We start from the raw sequence: 12964 nt of genomic DNA, 5'->3' as shown, positions 1-12964 counted from the left end.
TCTACGAACCGGTCGACCGTCAGCAACGATACCGGCACACCCGGCGGCCCCCACGGGACGGGGGCTTGACCGGGGGGTAGCGTCTGGGGACAGCGAACCGTCCGCCGGGCGGGAAACGACGAGATGGGGAAGACGTTCTTCACATGCCGGACCGACGCCGCCGCACCGCCTTCCGCCTCCCGCTGCCCGAGCGGGCCCCGATGATGCTGCGGGAACGCCAGTCCTCCTCGCCGGGCTCCTCTGCCTCCGGGTCCTCCTCTTCCGGCCCGACAGGGGCTTCGGGGGCTTCTGGGTCCTCGGAGCCTTCGGAGTCCTCGGGGTCTTCCGACCCCTCGAAGTCCGCGGGGTCCGCGGGGCCCTCGGAACCCTCGGGGGACGACAACCCGTTCGCCGCACCGCCCGAGAACCGGCCCGACCAGCCCTGGCAGCCGCGCCACCCCGCGCGGTCCGGCGACGAGGGCGACGACAGGCCGGGCGAATCCGGTGACCGCCCCGCCTGGGGCAGCCAGTGGAGCAACCAGCAGCCCGGCCGGCAGAACGGCGGCTTCGGCAGCCGACCCGGCGGCGGCCCCGGTGGTCAGGGCGGCGGCAAGGGCGGCCCGGACGGCGGGTCCGGGGGAACTCGCTGGGACCCGACCGATCCGGCCCAGCGGCGTGCCCGCTACGCCGTGCTCGGGGCATGTGGGCCTTCTTCTTCGCCCTCTTCGACTTCCCGGAGATCGCGCTGCTCCTCGGCGCGCTCTCGGTCTACTGGTCGATCAGCGCGCTGCGGTCCGCACCGAAGAGCTCCTCCCCCGCGGCCACCCGCGCCACCGCGGACGACGTCGCCGGGGTCAACCGGCCGGCGGACACCGGGGACACCAGCGGTGCGGCGCCCGCGGACAAGACGGGCCCGGCTACCGGCCGCACGGGGTACGGCAGGCCGCAGACGACAGCCGCTGTAAGCGGCCTCGTGACCGCCCTGCTCGCGCTCTCGATCGTGGCCACGACGTTCACCATGCAGCTCGTCTACCGCGACTACTACACCTGTGTGAACGACGCCCTGACCAAGTCCGGCGCCCTGGCCTGCAACGACCTGCTGCCCGAGCCGCTGGAGCCCTTCTTCGGCGTCAAGAAGTAGCCAGCCGAGAAGTAACCAGCCGGAGAGCCGGGCAGCCGGGGTCCGGCAGAAACCGGTCAGGAAGCGGAGTCCCGGCCGGGCTCCGGAGGCTGCGACGCCTCCGGAGCCCGGCCGTCGCGCGTGGCCTCGGCCACCGGCGCGTCCGCGACCGGGGCGTCCACCGTCACCCGGGTGTCCGCCGCCCGGGTGTCCGCCACCGAGGTGTCCAGCTGTGGGGCGCCCGGCGCCGGGAAGTCCGCCATCAGCCCGCCGGAGCCCTTCTTGAGCGAGGCCCACCGGGTCTCCCTCGTCCCCTGCTCGCGCCACGGGTCGGCCGGCAGGAAGTCGTACGGCTCGAAGGGCCCGCCGTCCGCCCCGGGCGACCGGCCCGTACCGCCGGGCGCCGGGTGCGGGAGGGGCGAGGAGCCTGCCGTGTCCGGGGCGCCCGCGGTGCCGCCGCTCGCCTCCGGTACGGCCGCCACCGCGTCCGTACGGTCCCAGCGCCAGGCCCAGCCGCGCTCCCGCAGCCGCCACGACCTGAGCAGCAACGCCACCGGCACGCCGAGCAGGGCCGTCCAGACCAGTGCGGCGGGGCCCACGAGCCACCACACGGGGCCGAACTCCGCCAGCCGTCCCGAGCCCATCGGGCCCCCGGAGACGGCTGTCAGCAGCGCCGTCCCGGCACCGCAGCCCACCGATGCCAGCAGCGCCACCAGCAGCGTCTCCCGGGCGCTCCAGACCTCGTCCCGTGCGGCCGGGACGGGCGCCGCCCGGCCCGCCGTGCACCAGCCGACGGCCAGACCGGCCGCAAGGGGCACCGCGAGGGCCGCCCAGCCGGCTGCCGTTCCGGGGCCGGGAGCGGGTACCGCGGCCAGGAGCGGGAAGTCCACGACCGCCGGGCGCCCCTCGACGGTGTACGGCGCCACCGTGGACGCCGTACCGAGCGCGAATCCGGGCCCCAGACCGTACGCCGCCGCCCACACGGCCGCGTTCGGTACGAGGGCCAGGGCCAGCAGCAGCACGGCGAGCCGCCCCGACCAGTCCCCCGAGAGCGCCAGGAAGGAGTCCCGCGCCGCCTCGCCGTGCCACACCAGCGCCACCGCGACCAGCAGCGCGCCACCGCCGAGCAGCACCATCACCCCGGCGGCGGCGGACCGCAGCGCCACCGCCGCCCGGGTGCGGAACAGGGTGCGCGCGACCCCCTCCTGGAGCCACAGCGGGGCCCAGGACGGCATCGGTCCCACGGGGCGCCCCGCGGCCGTCCAGACCCCGGCGGCTGCGGACGCGGCCACCACCACGGCGAGCGGGAAGCCGAGCGAGAAGCGGTCCGCGGGCATCGGTCCGCCCCGGGCGTAGGCGGCGACCGCTGCGGCGACCAGGAGATATCCCGCCGTCACGGCGAAGAAGGCGCCGCCCGCCGAAGGAGCGGTGCGCCCCTCATCGGGCTCCAGGGCGTCCCGCGTGGCCCGGTGCGTCAGCCAGACAGGCCCGGCCGCGAGCAGCAGCGGTACGGTCGCGACGGGCGCCGGAATCCCGCTGAGCGTGTCGGTCCTGACCAGTTCGGCGCCGTGCGCGAGCAGCCAGAGCCCCGCCGCCACGCGGAGGGCGCCGTCGGGGCCGCTGTCGGGGTACGGGGAGCTGATCCACAGCACCATGACGAGCACGGCGAGCGAGCCGAGCCCCAGTCCGGCCGCGGTCACTCCCCGCAGGGCGGAGGAGGCCAGCGCGGCGGTCCGATTCCGCTCGGCCGACGACATGGGGCTGCGCTCGCTCACTTGGGTCACGCCCGCCATGCTCCCAACGACACGCGCTTAATCCGCGTAACAGGCGAACGGCCGTTGTGTCGCTCAATATACGCTTATGTACTTTTTCACCCGGTGGGGTAACCCTGGGGGCGCCCCATGACCCCGAGCACGGCCGCGTCCACCGTCGCCGAACGGGCGGTCGAACCTTCGCCACCGTCGACATCACCTCGCACTCCCGTGCGGGGCGATGCGCAGTCCTCCGTCGAAGCCCCCGGGAGCACCGCCATGTCCCCGACCGAGCCCGGCACCGGCACGGACGCCGAGCACGTTCCCACCGCCGGCCACCCGGAGACCGGCGGGACCGGTGAGCCGGTGGAAATGGTGGCTGCCTCACGCACCCCGGTGGCCTCGGTGGTCCCGGCGGCCCCGCCGGCCACGCCCGAAGAGGCGTTCGACGCTCTCTACGGTCACGCCGCACCGGGGCTTGTGCGCCAGACCTACCTGCTGACCGGTCGGCGGCAGCTGTCCCGGGAGGCCGTCGAGCGCGCCTTCCAGCTGGCCTGGCAGCGCTGGCCGGAGGTCGCGGTCGACCGCGACCCGGCCGGCTGGGTGCGGGCCGCCGCGTACGAGTACGCGCTGTCGCCCTGGCACCGGCTGCGCCGCGTCCACCGGCACCCGGACGCGCCACCGGCCGAGCCGAAGCGCCGGGCCCTGTTCGACGCGCTGCTGGACCTTCCCCCGTCGTACCGCCGCACGCTGCTGCTCTACGACGGTGTGGGCCTGGACCTTCCGGAGACCGCGGCCGAGACCGAGGCGAGCACGCCCGCCACGGCGGGCCGGCTGATGACCGCGAGGGCCCTCGTCACCGAACGGCTGCCCGAACTGACGGACGCCTCGTCCCCCGACGAGCAGTCCGCGCTGCTGCGGGACCGGCTCGCCGCGCTCGCCCTCGCCGAGCACGTGCCCACACCCGCCGCGCCCCGCGCGGTACGCACGGTCGGTGAGCGCAAGGCCAAGCTCTGGACCCGGGCGGCCATCGGCTTCGTGGCGGCCCTCATCGGCGTGACGGCCCTCACGCTCCACACGGCGCCCACCCGCTACGAGCAGCCACTGGCACCCGCCGAACGGGTGGGCGGCGTACCGCCACGAGGAGGACCGCCCGCACTCTCCCCGCAGGACGTGAGGCTGCAGAACTCGCTGCGGGAGGAGCTCGCGCACGGTCCGGAGCGGCTGGTACCGCAGCTCCCGTGACGGGTGACGGGTGACGGGTGACGGCATTCCCCCGCAGCACGTACGGAAACGGCGCGGGCCCGCACCCTTCGTCCAGGGTGCGGGCCCGCGCCGTGCGTGCGGTGACCCGGTGGCGCGGCGACGTTCCGCCACGCCGGGGAGGTCAGGCGCCGAGGATCTCGCGCGCCAGCTCGGCGGTCTCGGTCGGCGTCTTGCCGACCTTGACGCCCGCGGCCTCAAGGGCCTCCTTCTTCCCCGCGGCGGTGCCGGAGGAACCGGAGACGATGGCACCGGCGTGGCCCATCGTCTTGCCCTCGGGGGCGGTGAAGCCCGCGACGTAACCGACGACCGGCTTGGTGACGTTCTTCGCGATGAAGTCGGCGGCACGCTCCTCGGCGTCGCCGCCGATCTCGCCGATCATCACGATGAGGTCCGTGTCGGGGTCGGCCTCGAACGCCGCGAGGGCGTCGATGTGCGTCGTACCGATGATCGGGTCGCCACCGATGCCGACGGCGGACGAGAAGCCGATGTCACGCAGCTCGTACATCATCTGGTAGGTCAGCGTGCCGGACTTGGACACGAGACCGATGCGACCGGGCTTGGTGATGTCGCCCGGGATGATGCCGGCGTTGGACTGGCCGGGAGTGATCAGGCCGGGGCAGTTCGGGCCGATGATCCGGGTCTTGTTGCCCTTCTCGCCGGCGTACGCCCAGAAGGCGGCCGAGTCGTGGACGGCGATGCCCTCGGTGATCACGACGGCCAGCGGGATCTCGGCGTCGATCGCCTCGACGACGGCGGCCTTCGCGAAGGCCGGCGGCACGAAGAGGACGGAGACGTCGGCGCCCGTCTTCTCCATCGCTTCCTTGACGGAACCGAAGACCGGGACCTCGGTGCCGTCGAAGTCGACGGACGTGCCGGCCTTGCGCGGGTTCACGCCACCGACGATCTTGGTGCCGTCTGCCAGCATGAGCCTGGTGTGCTTCATGCCCGTGGCACCGGTCATGCCCTGGACGATGACCTTGCTGTCCTTGGTGAGGAAGATAGCCATGGTGTTTGGAGTCCCTCTTCCTTACTTCGCAGCCGCGGCGAGCTCGGCGGCCTTGTCGGCCGCGCCGTCCATGGTGTCCACACGCTGTACCAGCGGGTGGTTGGCGTCGGAGAGGATCTTGCGACCCAGCTCCGCGTTGTTGCCGTCGAGACGCACGACGAGGGGCTTGGTGACCTCTTCGCCCTTCGTCTTGAGCAGCTCCAGGGCCTGGACGATGCCGTTGGCGACCTCGTCGCAGGCGGTGATGCCGCCGAAGACGTTGACGAACACGGACTTGACGTCCGGGTCGCCGAGGATGATCTCCAGGCCGTTCGCCATGACCTCGGCGGAGGCGCCGCCACCGATGTCGAGGAAGTTGGCGGGCTTCACGTTGCCGTGGTTCTCACCCGCGTACGCGACGACGTCCAGGGTCGACATGACCAGACCGGCACCGTTACCGATGATGCCGACCTCGCCGTCGAGCTTGACGTAGTTGAGGTTCTTGGCCTTGGCGGCGGCCTCGAGCGGGTTGGCCGCGTCCTTGTCCTCGAGCGCCTCGTGACCCGGCTGGCGGAAGTCGGCGTTCTCGTCGAGCGAGACCTTGCCGTCCAGCGCCAGGATGTCGCCGGACGCCACCTTGGCGAGCGGGTTCACCTCGACGAGGAGCGCGTCCTCGGCGACGAAGGTGTCCCACAGGGTCACCAGGACCTCGGCGACCTTCTCGGCCACCTCGGCCGGGAACTTCGCCTGCGCCACGATCTCGCGGGCCTTCTCGATCGTCACTCCGGAGTTGGAGTCGACCGGCACCTTCGCGAGGGCCTCGGGGGTCTTCTCCGCGACCTCCTCGATGTCCATGCCGCCCTGCACCGAGGCCATGGCCAGGAAGGTGCGGTTGGTGCGGTCGAGGAGGTACGAGACGTAGTACTCCTCCAGGATCTCCGGCGCGGTCTCGGCGATCATCACCTTGTGGACCGTGTGGCCCTTGATGTCCATGCCGAGGATGTCGGTCGCACGGGCGACCGCCTCGTCGGGGGTGGCGGCAAGCTTGATGCCACCGGCCTTGCCCCGGCCACCGATCTTCACCTGCGCCTTGACGACGGACTTGCCGCCCAGCCGCTCGGTCGCCTCGCGGGCTGCCTCAGGCGTGTCGATCACTTCACCGGCCAGCACCGGTACACCGTGCTTGGCGAAGAGGTCCCTCGCCTGGTACTCGAACAGGTCCACGCGCGTCCGTCCCTTTTAGTGGTCTCGCGGTTCGTTCTTCTGCGTGGGCAGTGCCGCGAAGGGCAACGTGACTGCGCTGTCACCAGGGAGGCGCACACGGTGTCCGAGTACGCGGCATGTCCATCCCGCAGGTTATCTCCGTGCTCCGCAGGACCCTAAATCGCGGATCACACCTGGGCGGTGATAACTGTCACAGATCGCCCCTCCGGCCGGTTCACGGTGGACGGAACGGCGGGTGACAGGCGCGTACGGGGAGCCGGTCCCGGAGCCCGGCTTCCGGATCAGCTCCCGGGAAGCTGGTGCGCCGGAGCGGTCACGGCGTCCGCCGCGGCGGCCGTCCGCCGTACGGAGCGCGGTGGTGACCATGCGCGTCACGCGGGGCGCCGCTATGAATGCGCCTCCTTGTCGGGTACGGGCAGAGGACGTTTCTCGATCGCCGCCGCCATGATGTCCGGGAAGAGATCGGGGGTGCAGGCGAACGCGGGCGCGCCCAGTGCGCCGAGCGCGGCGGCATGGTCCCGGTCGTACGCGGGCGCTCCCTCGTCGGACAGCGCGAGCAGCGTCACGAACTGCACCCCGGACGCCTTCATGGCCGCGACGCGCTTGAGCATCTCGTCGCGGATACCGCCCTCGTAGAGGTCGCTGATGAGGACGACGACGGTGTCGGCGGGACGCGTGATCTTCGACTGGCAGTACGCCAGCGCCCGGTTGATGTCCGTGCCCCCGCCGAGCTGGGTGCCGAAGAGGACGTCGACCGGGTCGTCCAGCTGGTCGGTGAGGTCGACGACGGCGGTGTCGAAGACGACGAGCCGGGTGTCGAGGGTGCGCATGGAGGCCAGCACCGCCCCGAACACCGACGCGTAGACGACGGACGCCGCCATGGAGCCCGACTGGTCTATGCAGAGGATGACGTCCTTCTTCACGGCACGGGACGCGCGCCCGTACCCGATGAGCCGTTCGGGTATGACCGTGCCGGCGCCGTCCTTCCCCGGGATGGGCAGGTAGTGCTTGAGGTTGGCCCGGATGGTCCGGTCCCAGTCGATGTCCCGGTGGCGTGGTCGGCTGATCCTCGCCGAGCGGTCCAGCGCTCCGGTCAGAGTCGCCTTGGTGCGGGTGGAGATCCGCGCCTCCAGGTCCTCGACGACCTTGCGCACGACGGCTCGTGCGGTCTCCTTCGTCGTCTCGGGCATGGCCTTGTTGAGCGAGAGCAGGGTGCCGACCAGATGGACGTCCGCCTCGACGGCCTCCAGCATCTCCGGTTCGAGCAGCAGCGCCGAGAGGCCGAGCCGGTCGATCGCGTCACGCTGCATGACCTGGACGACGGAACTGGGGAAGTACGTACGGATGTCGCCGAGCCAGCGGGCCACGGACGGAGCGGACGCGCCGAGTCCTGCCGAGCGCTCCGAGCCCTTCCGGCCGGTGGGCCTGCCCCGCCGTACAGCGCGGCGAGGGCGCCGTCCATCGCGGCGTCACGGCCCGTGAGGGCGCGGCCCGTGCTCTCGGCGCTGTCGGCCCCGAGGACCATCCGCCAGCGCCGCAGCCGTTCGTCCTGGGCGGACGTCCCGGTGGGCGGCTCCTCCTGCGGCCTCTGCGGTTCGCTCGTGGTCGTGGTGCGGGTCGTCATGCCGTCGCCCCCAGCGGTCGGTCGGTGTGGTCGTGTGGGGCGGGCTCGGGCGCGGGGTCGAGACCGAGCAGGAGGCGGAGCACCGGCACCACCGCGTCCGCCCTCGGCTCGTCACGTCCCGGTCCGAAGCCGGACGGGGACGCCTCCCCGGTACCCCGGTGCGGTCCCCCGGGGTCCGGGCCCCGGCGCACGAGCTCGCCCAGGGTGCGCCGGACCCCCGGTTCGTAGGCCGAGAAGGTGCGCCGCAGCAGGGGCAGCACATCCGTGAAGGCCGACGCGCGCACGCCGGTCAGCCAGGCGTCGATCAGACCCAGCAGCCGCTCGTCGTGGACGAGCAGCATGCCGCCGCCGGCCGCTCCGCCGACGAAGCCCTCGATCCACGCCGCGGCGTCGGTGGGAGCCGTGCCGGGTGAGAGCGCGAGGCCCATGAGCCGCGCCGCCTCGTCCTGGGTGAGCTGTCCTTCGTCGAGCAGGAGCCGGGTGGCGCGGCCCCGGATGACGCCGGCGACGGTGTCCCTGGCGGCCAGTCTGCCCAGCACGGCCGCCCAGCGCTCGCGCAGTCCGTCCGCCGGCACGGCTCCGGAGAGCAGCCCGACCGCGGTGTGCACGCCGTCGATGCGAAGGCGCAGCTCCTCGGCCCCGTCGCTGTCCAGACCCGTGCAGGCCGGGGGCAGGCCGACACAGATCCGCTCGGCGAGCCCCGCGGCGACCGCTCCGAGCGAGGCCGTGTCCGTGGCCCGTACGTCCCCGTACCGCAGGGAGCGGGCGAGGGCCGGCAGCGCCTCGGCCAGGTGGCTGACGTCGGCGTCCAGGGCCGCCCGGTCGGCGAGGGCCTTCATGACGACGGGGAGCGCGTCGGCCAGTTCGGCGAGGAGGCAGCGCTCCGCGAGCGCGGTGACCTCCGCGAGTCCGGTGGCCGAGACTGCTTCCGCTTCGGCCTTCGCAGTCGCGGCGGAGAGCACGGTGGTTCCCCAGACCCCCGCCTCCGCGACCCGTACGTGCAGTTCCGGCTCCCAGCGCAGCCGCCAGGTCTCCCGGAAGGTGCCGGTGCTCCCCCGGCCCGCGGCACGGTCGCCCCAGCCGATGCCGAGGAGGCGGAGCCGGTGCAGGAGCCTGCTGCGGGCCGCGTCGGTCTCCTTGCGGAGGTCGAGCTCCACCTCGCGCTCGGACGCCTCCGGCTTCAGCCGGAGGGTCCGCTGCTGCCGGTTCAGATCGCGTTGCAGCGGGACGGCCGGGGCGCTGTCCGGTACCTCTCCGAGCGTCTCGCCGACGACGAGCCTGTCGTGCACGAGGGCCAGGGGCACATCGGAGCCCTCGCACATCACGGCCCGGATCGCGTCGGTCGTCTCGGTCAGGCCGGGGAGCGGGCGGCCCCGCACGGCCGCCAGACCTCCGGCGAGCCGGACGGCCTCGATGACGTGGGCGGAGGAGATGAACCGGTCCTCGTCGCGCAGGAGTCCGGCGACCTTCGTCATCCACCTCTCGACCGGCCGGTCGGGGGCGTCGAAGAGGTGCCCGTACCAGCCGGGTGAGTCGATCCCCGCGCCGTACCCGCTGTGCCGGGCGAGCCTGCGGTGGGTCCAGGGCACCCAGGTCAGTTCCGTTCTGACCTTCGGGACCCCCTTGAGGAGTGCCCTGTCGGCGGCGAGCGTGGTCCTCGCGGCGAGTGCGGGGACGTGCCAGGCGCCGCACACGACGGCGATGTCGTCGCCGAACTCCTTCCGCGCGGTCCGCAGTTGGATACGCATGTACGCCTCGCGGACGGCGTCCCTGGGGTGGCCGCCGTCCCCGTACGCCTCACGCAGGGCGGTCATGGCCTCGGCGAGCGCGGCGAACGCGGCCAGCGGGCCGGCCGCACCGCCGCCCTCCGGGGCCCGGTGCTCCACGACGTCTTCCCACCAGCGCTCGGGGTCGTCGTATCCGGCGGTCCCGGCCAGTACACCGATCGGGTCGACGGCGGGCGAACCCGGCGGCTCGTCGGTCCCGGGCTCGGTGAGCGCCAGGGAGTGGGTGGCGGGGAGGTCGATGAAGCGCGCGGGTACCTCGTGTGCGAGCGCCCAGCGGATCGCGACCCATTCGGGCGAGAACGCGGCCATCGGCCAGAACGCGGCCCGCCCCGGATCGTCCACCGCGTGGGCGAGCAGCGCGACGGGCGGCTTCATCCGCTCGTCGGCGGCGAGCGGCAGCAACGCGTCGCCCTCGGGCGGGCCTTCGATGAGGACGACCCGCGGCCGCGCGGCCTCCAGTGCGGCCAGGACCGCGCGGGCGGAGCCGGGGCCGTGGTGACGCACCCCCAGCAGCAGCGGCCCCGCCGAGGCGGTGGCCCCCGTCATGCGGAGACCTCACGGCAGGCACGGTAGAAGTCCTTCCAGCCGTCCCGCTCCCGGACGACCGTCTCCAGGTACTCCTGCCACACCACCCGGTCGGCTGCCGGGTCGCGGACCACCGCGCCCAGGATGCCCGCCGCCACGTCGCCCGGACGCAGGATGCCGTCGCCGAAGTGGGCGGCGAGCGCCAGCCCGTTGGTGACGACGGAGATGGCCTCTGCCGTGGACAGCGTCCCCGAGGGCGACTTGAGCTTGGTGCGGCCGTCGGTGGTGACACCGTTGCGCAGCTCCCGGAAGACGGTGACCACGCGGCGGATCTCGGCCAGCCCGTCCGGGGCGGCCGGCAGGTCGAGGGAGCTGCCGATCTGGTCGACGCGGCGGGACACGATGTCCACCTCGTCGTCAGGAGTGGCCGGGAGCGGCAGGACGACGGTGTTGAAGCGGCGCCGCAGCGCGCTGGAGAGTTCGTTGACCCCTCGGTCGCGGTCGTTGGCCGTGGCGATGAGGTTGAAACCGCGGACGGCCTGGACCTCCTGTCCCAGCTCCGGTATGGGGAGCGTCTTCTCCGACAGGATCGTGATGAGCGCGTCCTGCACGTCGGCGGGGATGCGGGTCAGTTCCTCGACCCGGGCGGTCATGCCTTCGGACATGGCCCGCATGACGGGGCTGGGGACCAGCGCGTCCCGGCTGGGCCCGTGGGCCAGCAGCCGCGCGTAGTTCCACCCGTAGCGGACGGCCTCCTCCGGCGTGCCCGCCGTGCCCTGGACGAGCAGGGTCGAATCGCCGCTCACGGCGGCGGCGAGATGCTCGGACACCCAGGTCTTGGCGGTGCCCGGCACACCGAGGAGCAGCAGGGCCCGATCGGTGGCGAGCGTCGTGACGGCTACCTCGACGAGGCGGCGCGGTCCCACGTACTTCGGGGTGATCACCGTCCCGTCGGGGAGCGTGCCGCCGAGCAGATAGGTCGACACGGCCCAGGGTGAGAGCTTCCAACGGACCGGCCTCGGCCGGTCGTCGGCGGCGGCGAGCGCCTTCAGCTCGTCGGCGAAAGCGTCCTCGGCATGCGGTCGCAGAGCCTCGCTCGCGACGGTGGCGGTGGTTGCGGACACGGTCATGGATCCCCCTCCAGATCGTTCGGCCCGGTGTGGTTCCCACCGTGCACCATGCCACTGACAATCGGGTTCCACCGCAGGTCAGACGCGATTGTCAGTGGTGCGCCCTACCGTCGTTCCCATGCTGCTATCTCACGGGGGAGAACCCTCGCGCACCGCTGGTCCGGTGGCGCGCTGGACGGTGGAGCAGGTACAGGCCCTGGCTCCTGACGAGGCATCACGCAAGGCGGGGGCCAGACTCGCCTCGGCCGGGCCGTGGTCCGGGGCGGGCCACGGCCCGGCAGGCGAGGTGTGGGGGCTGTGCAAGGGCAGTGGCAGCAAGCCGTACCGGACGGTGATCGACACGGCGGGGCCCGCCTACCGGTGCAGTTGCCCGAGCCGTAAGTTCCCGTGCAAGCACGCGCTGGGGCTGCTGCTGCTCCAGGCGTCCGACGACGCGGCCGTCCCGCCGGGCGAGGCGCCGGACTGGGCGCGGGAGTGGCTGGAGGGCCGCCGCAGGCGCGCGGTGGAGCAGCCCGGCGCCGACGCGGCTCCCGGCCCGGCCGACCCGGAGGCGGCGAGGCGGCGTGCCGAGCGCCGGGCGGCGCGGATCACCGGGGGCGCCCGGGAGTTGGAGCAGCGCCTCGCGGATCTGCTGCGCGGCGGTCTCGCCTCGGCCGATCAGGCGGGGTACGGGCTGTGGGAGGAGACGGCGGCCCGCATGGTCGACGCCCAGGCCCCGGGACTGGCCGCCCGCGTGCGGGAGTTGGGCGCGATACCCGCCTCCGGGCCCGGCTGGCCGGCGCGACTGCTGGAGGAGTGCGCGCTGCTCCACCTGCTGGACACCGCCTGGCTGGGCGTCGACCGGCTCCCCGACCCGCTGGCCGCGACCGTCCGTACGCGGGTGGGGCTGACCGCCGCAGCCGACGGAGCGCCCGTCCGTGACCACTGGCTGGTCCTCGCCCAGTACGACACACCGGACGGCAAGATCGTCACCCGCCGCATCTGGCTGTACGGAAAGGAGTCGGGGCGCACCGCGCTGCTGCTCTCCTTCGGAGCGGCAGGGCGCTCCCCGGGCCAGGCGATGCCGGTGGGCCTGACGGTCGACGCCGAGCTCACGCCGTTTCCGGGCGGTGGGCAGCCCCGGGCCGAGCTGGGGCGGCAGTTCGATCCGCCCGCCACACCGGGTACGCCGCCTGCCGGGGGGCCGACCCGGGCAGCGCTCGCGGCCTACGGGCACGCGCTGTGCGAGGACCCCTGGCTCGATTCCTGGCCGGTGACGCTGCGCGATGTCATACCCACGCCGTCCAGCGGCGGTTGGCAACTGACCGACGCGGATGGCACTTCGGCCCTTCCCCTCGCACCGTCCTCGCTGTCCGGGCCGGGGCTGTGGAAGCTCGTCGCCCTGTCGGGCGGCGGACCCGTCACGGTGTTCGGCACCTGCGGACACCGCGGCTTCGACCCGCTCGCCGCCTGGGCCACGGGCGAGGACGACGACCATGACGGGCGGCCCGTCCCGCTCGTGTGACGCGGGCGGCCCCGGGACCCTGCGCCGCCCGCACCCCTGCAACCCCTGCCACCCCGGCACCCCGGCACC

At 73.4% G+C, this 12964-nt stretch carries 7 protein-coding genes and 2 pseudogenes; 3 read left to right on the top strand and 6 right to left on the bottom strand.

What is annotated here, in order from left to right:
• The first annotated feature begins 143 nt into the window (after positions 1-143).
• A pseudogene (locus Sfulv_RS17775) lies at positions 144-1120 on the top strand (hypothetical protein).
• Positions 1121-1176: 56 nt separating this feature from the next.
• Here Sfulv_RS17775 and Sfulv_RS17770 read toward each other — a convergent pair.
• Positions 1177-2892 carry a cell division protein PerM gene (locus Sfulv_RS17770; protein WP_246353160.1) on the bottom strand — a complete coding sequence of 572 codons (1716 nt, stop codon included), beginning with the start codon at positions 2890-2892 and terminating at the stop codon, positions 1177-1179.
• 237 nt (positions 2893-3129) lie between these two features.
• On the opposite strand from Sfulv_RS17770, the gene Sfulv_RS17765 reads away from it, so the two are divergent.
• Positions 3130-4095, top strand: a complete 966-nt coding sequence (locus Sfulv_RS17765; protein WP_371874681.1) for a SigE family RNA polymerase sigma factor — start codon at positions 3130-3132, stop codon at positions 4093-4095.
• Positions 4096-4237: 142 nt separating this feature from the next.
• Here Sfulv_RS17765 and sucD read toward each other — a convergent pair whose 3' ends face one another.
• From sucD to Sfulv_RS17740, 5 genes and pseudogenes are all read right to left on the bottom strand, one after another.
• Entirely contained in the window at positions 4238-5122 is an 885-nt protein-coding gene (sucD, locus tag Sfulv_RS17760; RefSeq protein ID WP_173315190.1) for a succinate--CoA ligase subunit alpha, read from the bottom strand.
• A gap of 21 nt (positions 5123-5143) precedes the next feature.
• Complete coding sequence (sucC, locus tag Sfulv_RS17755; RefSeq protein ID WP_173315188.1) at positions 5144-6325, bottom strand: ADP-forming succinate--CoA ligase subunit beta; 1182 nt, start codon at positions 6323-6325, stop codon at positions 5144-5146.
• 386 nt (positions 6326-6711) lie between these two features.
• Positions 6712-7850: pseudogene (locus tag Sfulv_RS17750) on the bottom strand (VWA domain-containing protein).
• A gap of 95 nt (positions 7851-7945) precedes the next feature.
• Positions 7946-10282 (bottom strand): DUF5682 family protein, encoded by a 2337-nt coding sequence (locus Sfulv_RS17745; protein WP_173315185.1) that lies wholly within the window; start codon positions 10280-10282, stop codon positions 7946-7948.
• Positions 10279-11391, bottom strand: coding sequence for an ATP-binding protein (locus Sfulv_RS17740; protein ID WP_173315182.1), 1113 nt, complete (start codon positions 11389-11391; stop codon positions 10279-10281). Before Sfulv_RS17740 ends, Sfulv_RS17745 begins: the two co-directional genes overlap by 4 nt.
• A gap of 118 nt (positions 11392-11509) precedes the next feature.
• On the opposite strand from Sfulv_RS17740, the gene Sfulv_RS17735 reads away from it, so the two are divergent.
• Complete coding sequence (locus Sfulv_RS17735; protein ID WP_173315179.1) at positions 11510-12895, top strand: SWIM zinc finger family protein; 1386 nt, start codon at positions 11510-11512, stop codon at positions 12893-12895.
• Positions 12896-12964 lie beyond the last annotated feature (69 nt).

Source organism: Streptomyces fulvorobeus (assembly GCF_013167895.1).
Lineage (GTDB): Bacteria > Actinomycetota > Actinomycetes > Streptomycetales > Streptomycetaceae > Streptomyces > Streptomyces fulvorobeus.
This window is presented reverse-complemented; position numbering and strand designations above follow the sequence as displayed.